The organism is Prochlorococcus sp. MIT 1327 (assembly GCF_047304785.1).
Classification (GTDB): Bacteria; Cyanobacteriota; Cyanobacteriia; order PCC-6307; family Cyanobiaceae; genus Prochlorococcus; species Prochlorococcus marinus_D.
The window spans coordinates 2194775-2214637 of sequence record NZ_CP138972.1 but is presented as its reverse complement, the minus strand read 5'-3'; the positions used below and the strand labels follow the sequence as shown (position 1 = coordinate 2214637).

General features: G+C 54.5%; 22 protein-coding genes and 1 tRNA gene. 6 read left to right on the top strand and 17 right to left on the bottom strand.

The window, feature by feature from the left end:
- Positions 1-546 precede the first annotated feature (546 nt).
- Positions 547-678 carry a hypothetical protein gene (locus SIB80_RS11115; protein ID WP_255454367.1) on the top strand — a complete coding sequence of 44 codons (132 nt, stop codon included), beginning with the start codon at positions 547-549 and terminating at the stop codon, positions 676-678.
- A 119-nt stretch (positions 679-797) separates the two neighbouring features.
- On the opposite strand, the gene SIB80_RS11110 is transcribed toward SIB80_RS11115, so the two are convergent.
- Positions 798-871: transfer RNA gene (locus SIB80_RS11110), tRNA-Arg, on the bottom strand.
- Between the two features lie 67 nt (positions 872-938).
- Here SIB80_RS11110 and SIB80_RS11105 point away from each other — a divergent pair.
- Positions 939-1763, top strand: a complete 825-nt coding sequence (locus SIB80_RS11105) for a hypothetical protein (RefSeq protein WP_063419725.1) — start codon at positions 939-941, stop codon at positions 1761-1763.
- 36 nt (positions 1764-1799) lie between these two features.
- Here SIB80_RS11105 and SIB80_RS11100 read toward each other — a convergent pair whose 3' ends face one another.
- Both SIB80_RS11100 and rsmI read right to left on the bottom strand, forming a co-directional pair.
- A complete protein-coding gene (locus SIB80_RS11100; protein WP_063419726.1) occupies positions 1800-2027 on the bottom strand; it encodes a hypothetical protein in 228 nt (75 codons plus the stop codon).
- A 44-nt stretch (positions 2028-2071) separates the two neighbouring features.
- On the bottom strand, positions 2072-2941 hold the full coding sequence (rsmI, locus tag SIB80_RS11095; protein ID WP_063419727.1) for a 16S rRNA (cytidine(1402)-2'-O)-methyltransferase: 870 nt from the start codon (positions 2939-2941) through the stop codon (positions 2072-2074).
- A gap of 24 nt (positions 2942-2965) precedes the next feature.
- Between rsmI and SIB80_RS11090 the strand changes: the two genes are divergently transcribed.
- Complete coding sequence (locus SIB80_RS11090; protein WP_063403636.1) at positions 2966-3883, top strand: 3'(2'),5'-bisphosphate nucleotidase CysQ; 918 nt, start codon at positions 2966-2968, stop codon at positions 3881-3883.
- 16 nt (positions 3884-3899) lie between these two features.
- Here the strand turns inward: SIB80_RS11090 and SIB80_RS11085 are convergent, their stop codons facing one another.
- The 13 genes from SIB80_RS11085 to sppA all read right to left on the bottom strand — a co-directional run bounded on the left by SIB80_RS11085 (position 3900) and on the right by sppA (position 15297).
- Positions 3900-6065 (bottom strand): polyribonucleotide nucleotidyltransferase, encoded by a 2166-nt coding sequence (locus SIB80_RS11085; RefSeq protein ID WP_063419728.1) that lies wholly within the window; start codon positions 6063-6065, stop codon positions 3900-3902.
- Between the two features lie 185 nt (positions 6066-6250).
- The gene (rpsN, locus tag SIB80_RS11080) at positions 6251-6553 is read right to left on the bottom strand and encodes a 30S ribosomal protein S14 (protein WP_011825275.1); all 303 of its coding nucleotides are present in this window, start codon (positions 6551-6553) and stop codon (positions 6251-6253) included.
- A gap of 108 nt (positions 6554-6661) precedes the next feature.
- Complete coding sequence (gene rseP, locus SIB80_RS11075; protein ID WP_063419729.1) at positions 6662-7744, bottom strand: RIP metalloprotease RseP; 1083 nt, start codon at positions 7742-7744, stop codon at positions 6662-6664.
- Between the two features lie 19 nt (positions 7745-7763).
- Positions 7764-9041 (bottom strand): serine--tRNA ligase, encoded by a 1278-nt coding sequence (serS, locus tag SIB80_RS11070; RefSeq protein WP_063415752.1) that lies wholly within the window; start codon positions 9039-9041, stop codon positions 7764-7766.
- 70 nt (positions 9042-9111) lie between these two features.
- Positions 9112-10605 carry an AAA family ATPase gene (locus SIB80_RS11065; protein ID WP_063403640.1) on the bottom strand — a complete coding sequence of 498 codons (1494 nt, stop codon included), beginning with the start codon at positions 10603-10605 and terminating at the stop codon, positions 9112-9114.
- Positions 10602-11132 (bottom strand): YceD family protein, encoded by a 531-nt coding sequence (locus tag SIB80_RS11060; RefSeq protein WP_063419730.1) that lies wholly within the window; start codon positions 11130-11132, stop codon positions 10602-10604. Before SIB80_RS11060 ends, SIB80_RS11065 begins: the two co-directional genes overlap by 4 nt.
- Positions 11129-12265: a membrane protein insertase YidC gene (yidC, locus tag SIB80_RS11055; RefSeq protein ID WP_011130739.1), complete on the bottom strand. Its 1137-nt coding sequence runs from the start codon at positions 12263-12265 to the stop codon at positions 11129-11131. The genes SIB80_RS11060 and yidC overlap by 4 nt, the downstream gene beginning before the upstream one ends.
- 81 nt (positions 12266-12346) lie before the next feature.
- Positions 12347-12754 (bottom strand): PH domain-containing protein, encoded by a 408-nt coding sequence (locus SIB80_RS11050; protein ID WP_011130738.1) that lies wholly within the window; start codon positions 12752-12754, stop codon positions 12347-12349.
- Positions 12751-13137, bottom strand: coding sequence for a ribonuclease P protein component (locus SIB80_RS11045; RefSeq protein WP_063403643.1), 387 nt, complete (start codon positions 13135-13137; stop codon positions 12751-12753). Before SIB80_RS11045 ends, SIB80_RS11050 begins: the two co-directional genes overlap by 4 nt.
- Before the next feature lie 60 nt (positions 13138-13197).
- Positions 13198-13335, bottom strand: coding sequence for a 50S ribosomal protein L34 (rpmH, locus tag SIB80_RS11040; RefSeq protein WP_011825283.1), 138 nt, complete (start codon positions 13333-13335; stop codon positions 13198-13200).
- A 48-nt stretch (positions 13336-13383) separates the two neighbouring features.
- Positions 13384-13974 carry a DUF2808 domain-containing protein gene (locus tag SIB80_RS11035; protein ID WP_063419731.1) on the bottom strand — a complete coding sequence of 197 codons (591 nt, stop codon included), beginning with the start codon at positions 13972-13974 and terminating at the stop codon, positions 13384-13386.
- Between the two features lie 127 nt (positions 13975-14101).
- On the bottom strand, positions 14102-14488 hold the full coding sequence (gene aroH / locus SIB80_RS11030; RefSeq protein WP_063419732.1) for a chorismate mutase: 387 nt from the start codon (positions 14486-14488) through the stop codon (positions 14102-14104).
- On the bottom strand, positions 14485-15297 hold the full coding sequence (sppA, locus tag SIB80_RS11025) for a signal peptide peptidase SppA (protein WP_063419733.1): 813 nt from the start codon (positions 15295-15297) through the stop codon (positions 14485-14487). The genes aroH and sppA overlap by 4 nt, the downstream gene beginning before the upstream one ends.
- Positions 15298-15350: 53 nt before the next feature.
- Here sppA and SIB80_RS11020 point away from each other — a divergent pair, with 53 nt between their 5' ends.
- Positions 15351-16310, top strand: coding sequence for a DMT family transporter (locus tag SIB80_RS11020; RefSeq protein ID WP_063419734.1), 960 nt, complete (start codon positions 15351-15353; stop codon positions 16308-16310).
- Positions 16311-16428: 118 nt separating this feature from the next.
- Complete coding sequence (locus SIB80_RS11015) at positions 16429-18270, top strand: ArnT family glycosyltransferase (RefSeq protein ID WP_063419735.1); 1842 nt, start codon at positions 16429-16431, stop codon at positions 18268-18270.
- Between the two features lie 110 nt (positions 18271-18380).
- On the opposite strand, the gene SIB80_RS11010 is transcribed toward SIB80_RS11015, so the two are convergent.
- Entirely contained in the window at positions 18381-18923 is a 543-nt protein-coding gene (locus SIB80_RS11010; RefSeq protein ID WP_063419736.1) for a DUF721 domain-containing protein, read from the bottom strand.
- A gap of 66 nt (positions 18924-18989) precedes the next feature.
- On the opposite strand from SIB80_RS11010, the gene SIB80_RS11005 reads away from it, so the two are divergent.
- The gene (locus SIB80_RS11005) at positions 18990-19793 is read left to right on the top strand and encodes a PspA/IM30 family protein (protein ID WP_011825292.1); all 804 of its coding nucleotides are present in this window, start codon (positions 18990-18992) and stop codon (positions 19791-19793) included.
- Positions 19794-19863: the final 70 nt, after the last annotated feature.

The window sequence follows — 19863 nt, the reverse complement described above, 5'->3', positions numbered from 1 at the left end:
GTGATTTTGTGCAGCAACTGCTGCTCTTGAACTCACTCGCCGGAATATTTTTACTTGACTTATTATTCTTGGATTGACGGTTAATATTCCTGGCGAGCGTAAGTGGATGAATAATCTTGTTTGCTAGGTAATTTTAAGTGCTGCGAACAGAATAAAGGAACATGCGCTCAAGGCTTTTGCTAACTCAAAAGAAAAATCCCTCTAGCAATCATCCGCTGAAGTGCAGAATATCTTCAAATTGCACCGCTGCGGGGCTCACTAGTGCCAAGCTGAGATAGAAGATGTTATCCGCTCAATGATGCATGGCTTTTCACTAAAGTAAAAATTAAGCGCGCTTATTGCAAAAAAGCTGGGGTGCGGTTGTAGAACTCAACTCCTCAACTCGTTTCCTCTGACTGACGCCCCTTGATGGATTCAAACCATCGATCGACTGCTTAGAAGGCATACGTCTCAGCTGCTGTAATCAGATTTCTGGACTGGGTTTATGGGCGCCCGCTCCTACTCCGTTTGCAGGATTGTTTGTATTTGTGACGCGTCAGGGGGGGGGTGCAAACGCAGGGACCCACTGCTGATCAGGCAGTCGGTCCCTCGCCCAGGATTCGACCAGCAGATCGCGCTGCAGGTGGTGGTGCCCGGTTACTTGGTGAACTCAGGGCCGCTGTAGCCCATGGCAACTAGCAGTGATCCCAGCGTCATCCGAACCCTGGGCTGCGAAAGAAAGGCCTGCCTGATGGGGTGGGGGTGGCGCTAGCCAGAAAATAGCCAGAACTAATAAATCGCAATCGCTGAGATCTCAACGCCCCCTGATGGATTCGAACCATCGACCGACTGCTTAGAAGGCAGTTGCTCTATCCAGCTGAGCTAAGGGAGCACTAGATCATTTTGACAGTCATTGTTGCGTTGGCCGCTTATGGTTAGGCGCTGCGAACTTGCATTCGATGGCGGCCAGCCGGCTCAGCGACAGTCAGAAATCTGAGCTTGTGGAGCGCTACAGGGCAGGTGATGCCACTGCAAGCCTTGCCAAGGCTTACGGCTGCAGTCCTAATACTGTCACTCGCACCGTTAAAACGCTGCTTTCAGAGAAGGACTACGTCACGGTGAAGGCTTCTCGTGCCCAGCGTGGTGCCATCTCTAAGCCTCTCTCTATTGTTGGAGAAGCAACCGTTAATGATCCATCAGAGTCGAGCTCATCGACGCTGAATTCGTTTGATGAGGTGAAGCTTGAAGAGGGGAAGGTGGATGGGCTCGCGTTGGACGACGAAGCTGTAGGTGTTCTTGCTCTCGATGATGCGGATGACTTTGGTGATGATCCGGAAGAGGACTCGAGCGAAGAAGGAGATCTCGAGGCGGACATGGGCGATCTGCCTGAGTCCGAGGTGTTTCGCGAGCTGGTTCCTTTAGTCGCAGATTCTGTTGCTTTCAGTGATCGTCCAACGGTGAAATGTGAGCCTCTCTTGCCTGGCTTGTTACCTAGCAGCGTTTATATGCTTGTCGACAAGACAGTTGAACTTGATGCACGCCCTCTGAAGGAGTTCTCTGAGTTGGGTTTGCTAGCCGATGATGATCAAGACAGACGGGCTCTTTGTTTGTTTGCGAATCCTCGTTCTGCCAAACGTCAGTGTGGACGTAGTCAAAGGGTGATCAAGGTACCTGATACAAGCGTTTTTGAGCTCACCACCTCCTATCTGTTGGCTCGCGGAATCACTCGTTTGGTGCTGGAGGGTTCACTTATTGCCCTTGATTCTCAAGCCCCATCGATCTGAACGGTTCTTGATTCGTCTCTTCAGAGTCAGAGTCGTTCAGGCTCTTGGCTTGGGCAGCAGCAGAGCGGCTGTACTGCCGCCACTAATGACACCTGCGATGATTGAAATCCCTACCAGAAAACCTGTGGGGAGCTCTGCGCTTTTGGCATCACCCAGCCTGAGACTGTGGCGATCATTGAGATTTTGGGCTCCCAAGCAGAGCACGACCAGGAGCAATCCGCCGCTGACAAGACTGGTTGTTAGCAGCCGCAGCCGCAGCAGCATGATGTGTTTTCGATGGTTCCCCTTAGTTTGCCCTTTCTAGGAGTTCACTCGCTCTCGTTTTCTACCATTTGGTGTACAAGGGCATAGAGAGCCCTTCTGGATTGTCCTGATTGTTGAGCGAGTTGTCGAGCGGCATCGCTTGCACTTGCTCCACTGGCCATCAATGCTGTCAATTCCGCTCGCCAATGCGCGTCACTTTGCTGATCTGGTCCTGAAATTGGAGCACCTCCTAGAACAAGAGTGCATTCCCCTAGAGGCTTGTTTTCAAGAAAATGCTGTAGGGCTGCTGCGATCGTTGGCCCTACTTGTTGTTCATGGCGTTTGGTGAGTTCCCTGGCCACCTGTAAGGGCCGCTCATCCCCGCAAAGTTGCGCCAATTCTTTCAGCAGTTGCACCAGACGGTGTGGCGCTTCGTAAAGAATGGTTGTTCGGGTCTCGCTGGCGACCGCTGCCAGCTGCTGCCGTCGTTCCTTGCCTCTGGAGGCTAGAAAACCTTCAAAACAAAAGCGGCCACATGGAAGTCCGCTGCTCACTAAGGCTGTTGTTGCTGCACAGGGGCCGGGAATACAGATCACCTGGTGCCCAGCGGCCCTAGCGGCTGCGACGAGTTGTTCGCCGGGATCGCTGATTCCCGGCAGCCCAGCATCACTGATTAAAGCCAGGCTTTGCCCTTCGTTGAGCAGTTGAAGTAGTTGGGGGAGGCGAGCTTTGGTGTTGTGTTGGTGGAAGCTGAAACGTTGATTCTGCGCGCCCAGGCCGTTGAGTAGATGGCCGCTATGGCGTGTGTCTTCACAGGCGATGGCAGAGACATTCGCGAGCACAGAGCGTGCTCTGGGGGAGAGATCTCCGAGGTGACCAATGGGCGTCCCAACCACATAGAGCACCCCTGGTGCTGGTTCCTCTCGCTGGCTCAAAATGAGGCTTGCACGTGTCTATTCATGATGCCGAACGCACCTCTTCTACCTGTTGGTGTGGATCTGGAGGTTTTGTTGCAGCACTTGAGGCGATTGAGCTGGGGTGCTGCAGACATCCTGCTGGCCTATGCCAGGGGAGAACAGCCACCGCATGGATTTTCTAAGGCTCTGAGTGTTGACGATGGTGGTGAGGGGCCTGTTTCTGCCGCTGACCTTGCGGTGAACCGTTGGCTTCTGGATGGCTTAGAAGCGAATTTCCCCTTGGCAGATTGGACTCTATTGAGTGAGGAGACGGCCAAGGAGCAACTCACTGCAGGCGAACCCTTAGCGGCGGAATGGTTGTGGATCCTGGATCCCTTGGATGGCACAAAGGACTTCTTGCAGGGCACAGGTGAATACGCCGTGCATCTCGCTTTGGTGCGTGGTCAACGCCCAGTGCTTGGCGTGGTACTCCTGCCAGAAGCCGAGGAGCTTTGGTTCGGTGTGATTGGTTCTGGGGCTTGGTGCGAAGACCGGCAGGGACAACGTTCGCCGGTGCGTTTTAGTCAGCGCCAGGCTGTTGGTGAGTTGATGCTGGTAGCGAGTCGCAACCACCGCGACAACAGGCTTGAACAACTGCTAGAGAGTCTTGCTCTTGGTGGTAGCAAGGCTGTGGGCAGTGTGGGTTGCAAGGTGACCACGATTTTGCGCGGAGAAACAGATTTGTATATCTCTCTTTCAGGTCGTAGTGCTCCAAAAGATTGGGATATGGCGGCTCCAGAGGCGGTGCTGATGGCGGCAGGGGGATGTTTCACTCATGCTGATGGACGCCAGCTTGCTTACAACAGCGGTGATGTACGTCAGGCTGGATGTTTGATCGCCAGCCATGGCCTCGCCCACGCCCAGCTTTGTGAAGCAGCGGCGCGGGCGATGCAAGAGATTGATCCCGGCTTTCAGGTTTGAATTGACCTGTAGCCCCTCAGTTGAGAGGTGCTACAGGAGTTGGAGCTGGCTCTGAGTGAGTCTCTTCGCCGTTCTGAGGCACGCCTCTGAGTGTGAGGTTGATACGGCCACGATTGTCAATCTCTCGGATCCGTACTGTCACCTCATCACCTACTTTTACGACGTCGTCGACCTTCTCCACGCGAGCCTCTGACAGCTGGGAGATGTGGATCATGCCCTCTTTGCCGGGCAGGATCTCTACGAAAGCCCCGATCGGAATGATCCTTGTGATGGTTCCGGTGAACACCTCCCCCTCGTTTACTTTGCGGGTGAGTCCTTCGATGATGCGTTGGGCTGCCTCTGCAGCAGCCCCGTCATGAGAAGCAATCGTGACGATGCCACCGTCTTCAATGTCGATCTTGGTGTTCGTGCGTTCTGTGATGCCCTTGATTGTGCGACCTCCAGGGCCAATCACTGTGCCGATCAGTTCTGGATCGATTCTGAAGCTCAGCAGGCGCGGGGCATGGGGAGAGAGGGTAGTTCTGGGAGCGTCGATGGCTTCCAGCATCTTCTCGAGGATGTGGATCCTGGCAGGGCGGGCCTGATTGACAGCTTCTGCAATGGTTTTGACCGGAAGGCCGGTGATCTTCATGTCCATCTGCAGAGCCGTGATGCCATCTTTTGTTCCAGCCACCTTGAAGTCCATATCACCGAGGAAGTCCTCGATTCCCTGGATGTCAGTGAGGATGCGAATCTCAGCATCTTCCTTGATCAAGCCCATGGCGGCTCCGCTGACTGGAGCCTTCAGTGGAACACCTGCATCCATGAGGGCCAGGGTGCTGCCGCAGACCGAGCCCATCGAGGTGGACCCATTGGAGCTGAGGACTTCGCTCACCACCCTGAGCACGTAAGGGAAGGTGTCCTTGGGAGGCAGGACTGGAATGATGGCGCGTTCAGCGAGGGAACCATGGCCTACCTCACGGCGCCCGGGCGATCGCATTGGACGTGTCTCGCCAACGGAATAGGGGGGAAAGTTGTAGTGGTGTAGATAGGTCTTCTCAGGTCCAGGGTTGAGGTCATCCATCTCCTGGGCATCGCTGGGTGTGCCCAGGGTGGCGGTGGACAGTACCTGGGTGAGTCCGCGTTGGAAGAGTCCGGATCCGTGCACGCGTTTTGGCAGCACGCCTGCGGCGGAAGTGATGGTGCGGACCTCATCGAGCTTGCGACCATCGACGCGTTTGCCTTGTTTGATGATCTGCTCACGCATCAATTTTTTTGTGAGCGCCTTGAAGTTGTTGCTCAAGACTTTGCTGTTGGCATTCACTGACTTGCGAACGGCATCGTCTTCTTTGAGGCTGTCAATGGCTTCAGCTGTTTTCGCTTTGATGGCATCCAACTTGCTATCGCGTTCAGCTTTGGTCTGCTCAAATTGCTTAAGCACTTCCCCGATGCTCTTGCTGCAATTTTTTTCCAGATAAGTCGACAGCTGGGTGTCTTGAGTGGGGGGTTCCGGCTGTACCTGCTCAATCCCTGCATCCTTGAGGATGGTTTGCTGTGCCTTGATTAATTCGCAGACGGCTTCATAGCCAAAGTCGATGGCTTCGATGACGTCCCCTTCTGGCAGCTGGTTTGCACCGGCTTCAACCATGACAACCCCATCTGGGGTGCCAGCTACCACGAGATCGAGATCGCCACGTTCGATTTCTCGATAGCTGGGATTCAGAACGAAATCATCACCGAGAAGCCCTACCCTTACTGCAGCCATTGGCCCCTGGAAGGGGATACCTGCTAGCAAGGTGGCCATGGAAGCTCCCGTAACGGCCAGCACATCTGCTGGAACCCGTTCATCGAGAGAGAGGCATGTTGCCACGATCTGAAGGTCGTCCCTCATCCAGCTAGGGAATAAGGGCCTCATGGGGCGGTCGATTAGACGAGCGATCAGTGTGGCTCTCTCTGGCGGGCGTCCTTCACGTCGCATGAAACTGCCAGGAATGCGGCCAGCGGCATAGAGCCGCTCCTCGTAGTCGCAAATCAGGGGAAGAAAATCGATGCCTTCGCGGCCTGTCGATCTGGTGGCGGTTACCAGGACGGAGGTGTCGCCGCATTCCATCATCACGGAACCACCGGCCTGGGGGGCATATCGCCCTGTGGTCAGCCGAATCTCCCGACCATCAAAGGAGATCGACTGTGTCTGACCTTGCACGTTCTCTTATGTTTTTTTGTCAAGCACCATACTGGCACTTTGCCGAGTCAACTTTCGTGGAATTTTGGAATTGATTCCTGTTGGTTCAGTTGCTAAGCAATAAAAAAGAGGGATGGATGACTTCAATCCCTCTTGCGAATTAGTAAGAGCTTTCCACTCCTATAGATGCAGAAATGGCTTGAGAGTTACCAGCTGGACTTGACGACTCCAGGAAGTTCGCCCTTGTGAGCTCGTTCTCTGAGCTGGTTGCGGCATAGCCCGAAGTCGCGATAGACGCCTCTTGGCTTTCCTGTGGCCCAGCAACGATTGCGGATGCGGGTTGGAGCACTGTTGCGCGGGAGAGCTTGAATCTTGCGGTGGATCTCAAGACGTTGCATTGGATCCTTGGCTGCATCGAATGCTGCCATTAGAGCCGCTCTCTTGGCTGCGTAGCGCTCAACAATCTTCTTGCGCTTTACATCACGGGCGATCATTGACTTTTTAGCCATGCGGCAGTTTTGAAGCGCGAGGGTCGATAACGAACTTTACCTTCCAACTGCTGCAATTGTTTTGCTTGCCCAGTTTTCAGCTGCTCAGGCTCTTGCAAATAGGGCAGATCAGTGACCGATCAGCTGTTGCACCACAGATAGTTGAGTGGTGTCGCGAACGATCAGCACCACACTGAGACCTACCAATAAAAAAAAGCCTGATTGCATGAAAGCCATCTGGATGCGCTCCGGAATTGGTCGCCCACGCACGCCTTCTAATAGCAGTAGCAACAGTTGGCCGCCATCAAGTAGGGGTAGCGGAATGGCATTGAGTACGGCGAGATTGATCGAAAGCAATGCCGCGAAGAGCACTAGGCCAGAACTACCCTGGCTAGTTAGCTGGGCGCCCATTTCGACAATCTTCACAGGGCCACTGACTTGTTGGGCTGTGGTTGCGAAATCGGTGATGAGTCCTGAATAGCCCTTAATGGTTCGACTGAGTAGGGAAATGAATTGGCTGTCAACATGGTTCAGAACCTCTCCGGGGCCCTGGGCCCGGCGGGTTTTGCCTGTGACGTTGGCCTGCAATTGGGCGCCCACCCTGCCATTGCCTTGTTGCTCAGCGGGGATGAGCACAATCTTGCTGCGTTGACCCGAACGGACTCTGTCCAGGTGAATTTTGCTGCCTGGTGACTCTTTGATTTGACTCACCAGGGCCTGGATGGCTTCTTGACCTCGCCCTAGCTCGTTGCCATCCACGCTGAGGATTCGATCGCCAGCGGCTAGCCCTGCAGCAGCAGCGGCTTCTCCGGGTTGAACGGCTACAACGATGACACCTGGATCAGGTTGGCTTGGCAGCCCGATCATGACGGCTTGGCCCATTAGCACCAGCCATGCCAGCAGAAGATTGGCCATGACCCCTGCACAGATCACCAGGGCTCGTTGTCTGATCGGCCGGTTGCGTAGTAGGTCGGGATCATCAGGGGGGATTTCGCTGTTTTCGTCGTCATCCGGAAATGAAACGAAGCCCCCTAAAGGCAGAACTCGCAGCGCATATGTGACACCCCTTCGTTGTCGTTTGATCAGCGCCGGTCCAAACCCGATCGAAAATCCATTCACACGGATTCCCTGAGCAGTGGCAGCCAGAAAGTGCCCAGCTTCATGAATGATGATCAGCAGGGCTAGAACCGTCAGCGCCGCAAAAACGTTCATTCAGCTTCTAGTAATGGGTTCATTCTGGCTCTAGGCGATCGTTGCCGAAATAAGGCACAAGTGCCTTGGGGAGGAGGACACTCCCATCAGATTGCTGGCCTGTTTCGAGAAGGGCAGCCATGGTGCGTCCTACCGCTAGGCCACTGCCGTTGAGGGTGTGGATGAGTCGGGTACCTTTTTCGTCTTTGGTGCGAATAGCAGATCGCCGTGCTTGGAAGTCTCCACAGATACTGCAACTTGAAATTTCCCTGAAGGCGCCTGCTCCTGGTAGCCAGACTTCGAGGTCGTAGGTGCGTGAGGAAGAAAACCCTAGATCACCTGTGCAAAGCTCAATCACGCGGTAGGGCAATTCCAAGGCCTGCAGCACGGCTTCGGCATCGGCTGTGATCTGAGCGTGGGCAGCCTGCGAATGGTCTGGATGGACGAACCAATAGAGCTCCACCTTGTTGAATTGATGCAGCCGGATCAGGCCACGGGTGTCTCTTCCATAGCTGCCAGCTTCGCGGCGAAAACATGGACTGTAAGCGGCGTATCGCAGTGGCAGTTGCTCAGCAGGGATGATTTCATCGCGGTGCAGAGATGTCACCGGCACCTCTGCAGTTGGTGTTAGCCAGAGGTCGTCTTCAGCGCAGCGGAAGCTTTCTTCGGCGAATTTTGGCAGCTGACCAGAGCCCGTAAGGCTGGCGGTATTCACCAGTACCGGAGGCATCACTTCTCGATATCCCTTTGAGGTGTGAAGGTCGAGCATGAAGTTGATGAGTGCTCGTTCCAGTCGTGCACCCTGACCCATCAGGGTGACGAAGCGACTTTGGGCAATCCGTACAGAGCGTTCTGTTTCGAAAAGTTTGAGCCTCTCGGCAATTGACCAGTGCTCCAGAAGGTCTTTCTCTTCACGTGGCTTGCCCCAACAGTGTCTTTCTTGGTTGTCGTTCTCGTCGCGTCCTTCAGGGCAATCAGGGGAGGGCAGGTTTGGCAAGCTCAGCAGTTGCTCTCGCAATCGGGCTGATAGTTGTTTCTCCTCGTCTTCTAAAACGGCTACCTTTTGCTTGATTAGGTTGCCTTGCTGTCTTAGTTCTGCCACGTCGCTGGCTTTTGGGTCGCTTCCCTGCTGGATCCGTTGACCGACTTCCTTGCCGATCCGATTCCCTTCTGCCTGGAGGCTGCTGCGCTGTTCCTCGAGATTTCTTTGTTGCTGGGCGATCAGTTGTAGGCCCGTTAGATCTAACGTCATGCCCCTTCGGCCCAGTTCGTTGGCAATCAGGTCGGGGTTGTCCCGCACCAGGCGCTGGTCAAGCACGAGGGTTTTCAAGTCAGCGCGGGCAGCCTAAGTGTTGTTGGCCCAGCAAATGAATTCTGTTTGGTTACGCCTATTCAGCCTGGAGATTGGAAGCAACAGAAGATGCTGCTCGGGCTCTTCCGCTAGCGGCCCATTCCTTAAGGGCGTTGAGCTGTTCTCGGGCTGTGCGGGAGAGCGGCACCAGTTGGCTGGCAGCAAGAATTAGGTCGGTCTCTCCAAGTTCTCGGCGTTCGGCGAAGGCCAAGTGCATGGCCTCAATCACAGTCTGTTCGAGTTCGGCACCTGAGAAGCCTTCGCTTCGATCGATGACCGCAGCTAGGGGCAGGTTTAAGTTCGGTCTTCGTCGCTGTATATGGAGCTCAAGGATGTTGCGGCGTTCCTCGCTGAATGGCAGGTCAAGCAAAAAGATTTCGTCGAAACGACCTTTGCGCAGAAGCTCTCCAGGTAAGCGTTCTACGCCATTAGCGGTAGCGACGACAAAGACCGCGGAGGTTTTCTCCGCCATCCAGGTGAGCACGTTGGCAAGGACACGTTGACTGGTGCCGCCATCACTTCGGGCATCACCACCAAAACCTTTGTCGATCTCATCAATCCAGAGAACGCAAGGAGACATGGCTTCTGCCCGCTGAATCGTCTCTCTGGTACGTGCCTCGCTAGCACCCACTAGCCCGGCAAATAGGCGGCCTACATCGAGGCGCAGCAGTGGCATCGACCAGTTGTGGGCGATGGCCTTGGCGGTGAGCGATTTGCCTGTGCCTTGGGGGCCGATCAGTAGAACGCCGCGGGGCAGTGGCAAGCCAAAGTGACGAGCTTCGTCGGAGAATGCCTGATGGCGTTGCTCTAGCCAACCCTTAAGGCTATCGAGGCCGCCTATGTCGGCCAGTGATGCTTCTGTAACGCAGTACTCCAGAACCTCGCTGCGAGCAACCGTCTGACGCTTTTCCTCAAGGACTTCGGCGAGATCTGCCCAACCTAGTTTGCCTCGCTGGGCTAGGGCACGGGCTGCCACCTGACGCACCCTCATTTCGCTGAGGCCGCTGCAAGCGTGGGTGAGCTCTTCTAAAACGTCTGCTGAAAGGGGGGAGCCGCTTGCCTGGGCAATGTTCTCCAGCAGTGTTCGTAGTTCTGGTTCCTGAGGTAGCGGGAGATCGAGAATGGTCAGGGAATCATCAAGATCGCTGGGCGGAGTCCATGGCCCTGAGCAGAGCACCACAGTGTGGGGTTGATGGCGCAAGTGAACCGATAAGTTGCGCAACATGCGTGCGATACCAGCGTCTTCGCAGAAGTGATAAAAATCTTTGACTAGCAATAGGGTTGGACTACTGGCATCAAGTTGTTGCAGCCATTGCAGGACGGCCATCGGTTGACGTGCCCCAAGCCCTTCTTCGTTAAGCACGCCTTTAAGGCCGCCAATAAAATCCCAGCTGGCAAGGCGACGGGGCTGTAGTCGTTTTGCGGCTTGCTCAAGCAGCACTTCAACACGCTCCTCTTCGCTGCTGCGAATCCAAAGGAGAGGTGTTCTGGCTCTGATTAGCAGATCCAGGTGGTTATCCCAGCTCGTCATGGCGAGGTGAGTTTGTGTAATGCTGCCCAGCGTGGATCGAGATCAGTTCCCTCAGGTTTCACGTCAGTGGTTTTGGCTGAGGGCTGCAGTTGAGCTGGACCGGGACAATCGGCCCCACAACGCTTGACTAAAGGCATCTGCAGACTCAGTTGTTCGAAAACCCAACGTTCTGGGTCAAAGCTGCCAAGAGGGTCAAGGCACTCCATCAGTGCATCCATATCCTCGGAATGGCTCGAGCTATTGAGTTCGTTTGGTTTTGGACCATTGCCCTTCAGCCAGATCAGTTCTTCGGTATTACAGGCGAGAGTTTGATTGAATTCGCTTAGGCATCGATCACAGCAGAGGGTGACGATGGTTTGGAATTTTCCTTTCACTTCAAGAATGCTGCCTTGATGCTCGGCACTGATGCTGCCTCTCAATGGGGTGAGAGAGGCCATCTCGTCCAGATGTCCCTCGATAGACCAGTGCCGAGGAGCAGCCAAGGCTTTTAGGTCTTGCAATGAAATGGGTTGGAGCCCTGGGATCATTTACTACGTTTTTTAGGTTCAAAGGGAAGACGATCTGATCCACCGATGGCTTCTGTTGCTAAAGCAGGTTTGGATAGCTGGTCATTGAGGATTTTCTGCAGGTTCTCAGGTAGGGCTTCACGACTAAGCAGAAAAGTTTGACCTGCTTGAAAGATGTTTGCGATCACCATATACAGCAATACACCTGCTGGTAGTGGAAAGAACAAAAACATGCCAGTGATCATCACTGGCGTGATCTTGTTGGCTGTTGATTGTTGAGGGTTCGCAGGTAGCCCTCTGCCGGACAGGATCTGCGAGACCAAAAGCGTCAAGCCGAAACCACCAACCAGAATTGCAATATCCCAGTTGATTTCCCCATCAACGTAGAAACCAACTTGTCCAAGGGCCTTAATGAATAGAAAGCCACTTTGGGCAGCAAGGCCAGGAATTTTGCCTTGAACGGTGGCATCGCCTTCAGCCAAAGCCTGGACAGTGCCATCGGCCGACACCTTGACAAGATCATCCCCCTTGGTGACGCTCCAGGTTGGCGTGAACTTGGTTCCACCTTCTACGCCAGAAAGCCTGCTTGTGAAGCTTTCGCCAGTGAGAGTTTGCAGCTTGATTTGGGCCTTGTCTCCAACTCCTAATTTTGTGCCGCTTGGCAGAGACGCAATGACTGGGAAATGTTTGGTTTCACTGATGAAAATCGAATGCTTGCTACTGGTAAATGGCTTGGGTTCAATGGCTGCAATTTGGTCGCTAGGCAGCACCTTGAGGTTCACCAAGTAAGGCACATCAGCAAACGGTGATCCTCTAAGGGTTGCAAACAGGGCGAAGAGAATTGGCATCTGTACCAATAGGGGTAGGCACCCTGAGAGGGGGTTGCCGAACTCCTTCATGACTTTCCCTAGTTCCTCCTGTTGCTTCTGAGGGTCTTTGGCATAACGGCTCTTGATTTCATCCTGGCGCTTCTTCATCGCCGGCTGGGCGATCCGCATGCGACGAGCGCTACGAATGGATCCAGCACTTAAGGGGAACAGTGCTAATCGGATGACCACTGTGAGGGCGACGATGGCGAGGCCATAGCTCGGCACTAATCCGTAGAAGAAATCCAGGATCGGGAGCAGAATGTTGTCGGAGATGTACCCGATCACGATCGATTGCTGAGGGTGGATGGAACTGTGATGCCAGTGTGCATCAGCACCTATATGGCTGGGTTACACGCTGGGGGCTATTTAAGCCGCAAAGCCCTTTAGATCCTGGGGTGAACCTTTGGCCCTGCGGGCGCTAATCCGTGCATTGATGTATTTCTCGGTTTCTCTGAAGCTAGGTAATGAGCGCATCTCAAGTCTTGAACCATCGTTGAGTACCAGTACCATGTCGCCCCAGGAGCCCAGGCCACGGGGCACTGAGCGCACCTCCTTGATTTGGCTATACACGACTTGGGTCTTATCGCGTCCCAGCCATCCCCCAGTCACCGAAACGCGTCGATTGGTAATGCGAAAGCGCAGCCACAACGCTCGAATCACCGCCCCAATGGTGAAAGGAAGGCCAATCAGTGTTAGCCCCATCAATAGGTTGATGATGAGATCGCTTTGAGCGGGGCCTCCTTCATAGAAGACCTCTTCTGAGGTTGTGATCATGACAACAAACCTGCTTGATGGAGCAATCTGTCGCATTCTTCTAGCAATGGTGACGATTCTATTGCGGAGGCGACTGGCTTGAGGCTGATTAGCACCCAGAGATTGCAATGCTCGGGTGCCACCTCAAGCCTGCTTCTTAGGTGATCATGCAGAAGTCGACGCAGACGGTTGCGAATGACGGCCCGTTTACTCACTTTGCTGCTGATCACAACGGCACAACGGCATGCCGTGGAGTTGTGGTGCCGATGGGGTGCTTTGAGCAGTTGGGGATCTGCTTCGATGACACGGAGCACCATTGAAGTTCCATAAAAGCGATAGCCCCACTTCTGAAGGCGCTCAAAACATCGACTTCCCCTTAATCGCATTGATGCTGGCAGCACCATTGGAGGTTGGCTTCCTGAGCAAGTGGCGTGATTTGAGTGATTGACCTGCAGTGTTATGGATTAGACAGCCAGACGGGTGCGGCCACGTTTTCGGCGACTGCGGATCACTCTTCGACCAGTGTGAGTTCGCATGCGCACACGAAATCCTGAGACGCGTTTTCGCTTGCGGCTGGTTCCACCAAAGGTTCTTTTTGTCATTGAAGGAGAACGGCGTACAGCCTTTTTTCAGTCAACCAAGTTATCAGTTCAGTTGATGTCAATGAGCCAGCTGCCAAGGTAGCCGCCCATTGGTACATCTCCAGGAGCTTGGGCAAGGGCATTGAACTGGAACATCCCACGTTGGTCGGGGTTAAAGATTTTCATGACCACCGCATAGGTGCCTTCTGTAGGGATGGGGGTGTCCGGGAAGACTTCAATGCTTGTTTGGTCTTCAGAGACTTCGAAAATTGCAGGAACCTCTTCTTTGCAACGGGTGCGTGAGAGCATTCCCCCTAGATGGACAAGGCAAAGGCTCAGCTTGTTTGGTTTGATCTTTGCATCGAAATAATCAGGTACAGAGATGCTTAGCTTGAGGATCGCAGTTTTGCGGTCCTTGGGTTTCAGCATCAGGTAATAGGTTGCTCTGTCACGCCTGATGGTTGAGCTTTGCCAGTAATAGAGCTTTTTATAGTCTTTAGAGTTCTCCCAGCGAAATTCAAGTAGCGCTGGTGTTGCCTGGGCTCGAGCCTTTGGTGGTGTGATGCTTTCAAGCATCACACTGGAACCGATCAAACCCGCAGTGAGGCCTCCTAACGCAAGGGTGCCTGGAATACAAAGCCTGAAGAGCTGCTTAACCATGAGATCAAAGCGGGTGTGTTGGTAACCACCAGCACTAAAAAGTATATGGATTCTCCTTTGCTCTCCTCGATGAATCACAACGACTAGGACGGCCTAGTAGTTGGCAGCTTTTGGTGCGGCAAGTGATTCAGCATCGATCTGGACGTAGTAGCGAGGTTTCGCCAAGGTAGGGATGTTGGGGGGGCTGATCTGAGGGCAGCCAGGCATGGGCAAGCATGCGGATGCAGCGTTTGAGATCTCCCTCGACATACATTTGCTGGCAGTCCAGCAGTGCTATCGACTCCCATCCTGCTTGTCGGCGCGCGATCGCTGCAGGGAAACAGGCGTTTAGGTCTGCCGTGACAGAGAACGTGATGGACACGATGTCTGCAGGGTTGAGTTGATTGCGTTGCATTAGCGCTTCCACGAGCTCGCTGACGGCTGCCTCGATGGCTTGGGTCGTGTTGGCAGAGCTTGTTGTGGCACCTCTAAGCCCGTGTAAGTGGAGGCCTCCATAAGGGATGGCAGTGGTCATGGCAGAAAGAGCCAGAGCACCTGACCACTATTGCCAAGCTCAAGGTTGAGAAGCTCCGCAAGTTTGGATAGGAGTTTGCTGCCTGGCAGAAATCCCGCCAGCCGTTTTTTGGGCCGCCCAAGTTTGAGCGTTTGGGTGTTGGCTTCATCAAGGTCCGCCAGCTTGGCCGCAAGTTTTCGAGCATGTTCTTCATCTCCCAGCTCATCGACGAGTCCGAGTTCATGGGCCTGAGCTCCGCTGAACACGCGGCCGTCGGCGAAGTTGCGAACCTCTTCGGCACTGAGATGGCGGCCTTGTGCTACCGCGTTCACAAATTGCTCATAGCTGCTATCGATCAGTGATTGCAGGAGCTGACGCTCCTCTGCTGTGAGTGCGCGATCAGGCGAGAGAATGTCCTTGTAGGTGCCGCTTTTTACTGTCTCGAAGCGGATGCCGATTCGCTCTAGCAATTTGGAGAGGTTGTTGCCCCGCAAGATGACCCCGATTGAGCCAGTGATTGTGCCGGGATTGGCAACAATTTTTTCTGCAGCTACCCCGACATAAACACCGCCGGAGGCGGATACATTGCCGAAGCTCGCTACGACATGACAACCCTTTTCTCTAAGCCTGAGCAGGGCTGCATGGATTTCCTGACTGTCACCAACAGTTCCTCCTGGGCTGTCGATGCGCAACAGAAGAGCGGGAAACTCTCTATCTTCAACTTCCTTGATCGCTTTCAGCACCCGCTCACGCGTTGCACCGCTGATTGCTCCGTCAATGGTGATGTGTGCGATCCTTCGGCGAGATTTGCGTCGCCAGAGCCAGCCCATTCAATTTCTTCGTAGAGGATTGGATCTTAAAAAGGAACCTGCTTGTTGCCTTCATGTTGTCAATACGGCACTGGCTGTTGATGGTCCTGCCCTTTGCCCTTTGGGGTACGGCCATGGCTGCGATGACACCTCTGGTGATTTCGGGCGGACCGCTTCTCGTCGCTTGTCTGCGCCTTTTGCCAGCAGGAGTTGTCATCCTGCTGGCCTTGCCGTCGTTGGGTCGTCACTGGGCTATCGCCTCAACTGACAGGATTTGGTTCCTGGTCTTTACGGTTGTTGATGCATGTCTTTTCCAAATGTTCCTGGTCAAGGGCTTGGCCTACACCGGAGCAGGGATGGGATCGGTGCTGATTGACTCCCAGCCATTGCTGGTAGCTCTGCTGGCACGCAGCCTCTTTGGAGAGTCCATTAACCCAGTTGGCTGGATGGGTTTGATGTTCGGTTTGGTCGGGATTATCTGCCTTGGGGCCCCGCCGGATTTGTTGCGCCATTGGTGGTTGCTAGGCGAACAGGCGTCTGGTTCCAGTTTGTTGGAGCAAGGGGAAGGCTGGATGCTCGCAGCAGCCATCGCCATGGCCTTAGGCACAGTGCTGAGCAGGTATGCCTGCCGGAGCAGTGATCCCGTTGCCGTCACTGGTTGGCACATGGTCTTAGGCAGCTTGCCGTTAATGCTCTGGCACAGTTTTGATCGCACATGGCCTTTGTGGCCTGATTGGACTGGCTTTGATTGGGGATTGATGGCCTACGCCAGCTTGTTTGGCAGTGCCCTGGCCTATGGATTGTTCTTTTGGCTCGTCAATCGGGAGGAGCTCACAAGCTTTAGCACCCTGGCATTCCTTACACCGGTGTTTGCCCTTGCTGCTGGTGGCGTTTGGCTAGGAGAACGGCTTCAGCCTCTGCAATGGTTCGGGGTGGCTTTGGTCCTACTTTCGGTGCTTGTTGTGAGTCAGCGTCGTCGACTATGGGAACCGGTTGAAGTTGACTCGGATGTGTTGCCGAGGGAAATCGGCTGATGTTATTTCGTGACTTGCGTTTGGATGGAGATGGTCCACTCTGCTGGCCTGCCCCTATGGCACTTCAGAAGATATTGAGTCTGCTCAGGAACATCGCCAGGGATGCCACCATCACTAGATGGTGCTGACGTTTGCTGCGAAGGTGTTGCTGTCTCCTCTTCAACGGCGTCGAGGTCTGCTGCTGATCCTGGCTTTTGGGTTAGCTCTCTGCCTTTGGCAGTTAGGAGACTCTGGTTTGGTTGATGAAACCCCGCCTCTCTTTGCCGCGGCAGGTCGTGCCATGAGTACGACAGGAGATTGGCTGACGCCGAGGGTTAATGGTCTGCCTCGCTTCGACAAGCCTCCTCTGGTTTATTGGCTAATGGGGTTGATTTATGCCTTGCCCGGCCATGAGGTTTGGGACCCATTAGGGACATGGGCGGCACGTCTTCCTTCTGCGCTTGCATCTGTCTTGATGATGCTGGCCCTTGGTGACACTGTGATGTGTTGGCCCCAGAAGAATGATGCTTGTCCACGCCGAACAGCTGTTGCGGTGGCCTTGGCCTTTGCTCTTTCGCCACTGGTCATGGTCTGGAGTCGGGTTGCTGTTAGCGATGCCTTGTTTTGCAGCACCTTGGGGGTGAGTTTGCTTCTGCAGTGGCGCCGCTTTGCTGCCCCGAGCACCCAGCCATGGTGGTTGGCCTGGCTTGTTTTGGGTTTAGCAGTGCTGACCAAAGGACCAGCGGCTGTCGTGCTGACTGGCATGGTGCTTGTTCTATTTGCTTTGCTGCAGTGGAATCTGGCCAGCCTTTGGCAGCGGTTGCGCCCTCTGCCTGGTTTGTTAATTACTGCCCTGATCAGCCTGCCTTGGTATGTGGCGGAATTGCTTGTGGAGGGACAACCTTTTTGGGATAGCTTCTTCGGCTATCACAACCTTCAACGCTTCACATCAGTAGTCAATAGTCACCTGCAGCCCTGGTGGTTTTTCGGGCCTGTCTTGGTGGTTGCGTCCCTGCCATTTACCCCCTTGCTGATCCTTGGGCTGTTGCAGGCCTTCGTTCCAGTCAGGAAGGGTGGTGCGCTTTGCCAGACAGAGCCTGAGGGATCTCTGCAGAGTTTTGCAGCCTGTTGGCTGCTAGCTGTGTTGCTGCTATTCACTTGCGCAGCTACAAAATTGCCCAGTTATTGGTTGCCTGCGACACCGGCGGCCGCGTTATTGATTGGATTGGCCGCAAGTGTTTCCCCTCAACAGCGACCAGGCCTTGTTTGGGCATGGGGCGGATCAGTTGTTTTGGCGGGATTGTTAGCGGCAGGGCTTTGGGCTTCACCGTTATGGGTTGAATGGATTGATGACCCGGAGATGCCCACCCTTGCGGCAGAACTGCTGGCTAGTCGTCTTGTACTCAGGGCAGCAGTTTTTTTCAGCCTTTCGGTGCTACTTGGGATCTGGTTGGCTTGGCGGCCACGGCCTGGGCGATTGCTGGCCCTTCAAGGGCCATTGGTTGCTTTCCAATTGTTTTCGTTCTTACCGATGTGGGCGCTGGGTGACAAGGTGCGCCAGTTGCCTGTAAGGAAAGTGGCTCAACTGTTGGTCGCTTCTCAGAAGTCTCGCGAACCCTTGGTGATGGTTGGGGCAATCAAACCTTCCCTTCACTTCTATACCGATCAGGTGGTGGTTTATGAGGGGCGCTCTGCGGGGGCGTTAGTGAACCTGGATGATCGATTACGAGACGAAGAGCGCAGGGGATGGTCAGGTCTGCCTATTGAGGGGCCCATGGGATCTTCAACCGCTCTCGTGGTGATTGATCAGGGCACAACGCAGAGGAGGCATTGGCAGGACCTTCAGCCTGAGCTGCTTGGCAAGTTCGGGATCTATAGGGTTTGGCGGTTGGATCGCGGGACTCTTGAGAAGCGAGCGAATCAGCTCAAAGCTGAAGGTTTCCAAACTGATTGGCGGCAACCACGACCTGAGCGTTTCTGATGTTTTGGTTGTCTTAATTGCAGGATGAAGTGGCTTCTTCGCCCTGCTCTTGCCATTTGCTTTTTGACCACCATGCGAGCAAGACGTCTTGGATGGTGCCTGAGCAGGATTTAAGCGTTGCTCTCCGATTGGGGCGGGTCAGTAAGTTGCAGTCTTCTACAGAAACCACAGCGTCCCCAGAGGGCCATTTCTCCAGCTGGGGCAGGACTACCGCAGGCCTGACATGCGGCCATGCCATGAACATCAATTCTGCTTGGATGTCGTGCCCAGATGCTGGCTTCACTTTCCAGCTTTGGGGTGCTTCCGGGGTGGTGTTGTTGAATGCGTAGATCTTTGATGTCATGGCCCGCGGCACGCAGGGCTGCCAAGAGTTGGGGGCGGTTATAGAGCAGGGCCTGCCTCCACTGAGGATGGCTGGCGCCGATGATCAAAACCCCTTGGCGAATGTTGAGTGGGCGGCAGTGAGGAGCAAGCAGGGGGCCTGCCAGTCGGGGCCATTCTTGCCAGAGACCAGCCATGGAGCCTTGTTGCTTCCAGTCACGCTTAATGGATTCAAGGCAGTTGCAGAGGGCTGTGACTGGAGCAGGAGGCGCTTCTTGCAGCACTTCTCCTCGACCAAGCCGTTTGCGTTGCTGATCAGGAGCTATGGACATCTCAAAAGCCTAAGTGGAGTCTTGGCTCCAGCTCGCTAGCCTCCGAGAGGTCTTTTCAATGCCTCGATGGGCTTCTTTGACCGGTTAAGCCGCTTATTACGTGCCAATCTCAACGATCTTGTGAGCAAGGCCGAGGATCCCGTCAAGATCCTTGATCAATCGGTTGCAGACATGCAAGCCGATTTGGTCAAGTTGCGACAGGCTGTTGCTATGGCCATCGCCAGTCAGAAGCGGCTTCGCAATCAGGCTGATCAGGCTGAGGGTCAAGTTAGAACCTGGTATGAACGTGCTGAACTGGCTCTTAAGAAGGGTGAGGAGGATCTCGCGAAGGAAGCCCTTACTCGTCGTAAGGGTTTCCAGGAATCTTCTACGGCGCTCACCAACCAGCTCAAGGGGCAGGAAGGGCAGGTGGAGACTCTCAAGCGCAGCCTAGTGGCTCTTGAGGGGAAGATCGCCGAGGCCAGAACCAAGAAGGACATGCTCAAGGCCCGAGCACAGGCGGCAAAGGCCCAGCAGCAATTACAGAGCGCTGTGGGCAATCTCGGCACTAACTCTGCAATGGCGGCCTTTGATCGCATGGAAGACAAGGTCCAGGCCTTGGAAGCCAGTAGCCAGGCTGCCGCGGAGCTCGCCGGTGCTGATCTTGAGAGTCAGTTTGCTGCTCTGGAAGGTGGGAACGATGTCGATGATGAACTATCTGCTCTTCGTCAGCGTCTTGAGGGGGGGGCTGAGGCAGTGGCTTTGCCCGCCGCGGAGACGTCTTCACTTGAGGAGAGTAAGGATGCCAATGGCCCAGAGGTGGAGGCTGTCAAGGTGGCTGAGGTGGATGCTGAGTTGGAGGAACTGAAGCGCGCCATCGACAAGCTCTGAAAGGGGATGGATTTCATCGGCAGAGCATTGCGCTGCAAGATTTCTTGCCTCATTTGCGGAGTTCTTAACG